General features: G+C 41.8%; 1 protein-coding gene. It reads left to right on the top strand.

Translation table 11 applies throughout. The annotated features are described in order from the left end of the window. A partial coding sequence (locus AAEZ06_RS27410; protein WP_350617258.1) for an IS110 family transposase occupies window positions 1–268 on the top strand: 268 nt, incomplete at both ends.

Raw genomic sequence — 268 nt, 5'->3', positions numbered from 1 at the left:
GACTATGCTGCTCTTATCAACTGGCTAATTGCTAACATTACTGATGACTTAAACAACATCCACATAACCCTTGAAGCTACAGGCGTCTATCACGAGAACATCGCCTACTACCTATTTGATAAAAAGCTTAACGTTAGCATCATCAATCCTGCTTACGTCAAAAGCTATGCTGCTAGTTTAGGAAGTCGCAACAAGACGGATAAGAAAGATAGTATGTTATTAGCCCGCTACACCTATAGTGCTAAGCCTAAATTGTGGACACCGCCGC

The sequence above is a fragment of the Pseudomonas sp. HY7a-MNA-CIBAN-0227 genome (assembly GCF_040310325.1).
Classification (GTDB): Bacteria; Pseudomonadota; Gammaproteobacteria; order Pseudomonadales; family Pseudomonadaceae; genus Aquipseudomonas.
Note: the sequence above shows the minus strand (reverse complement) of the source record. Positions and strands in the feature narration are given on the sequence as shown.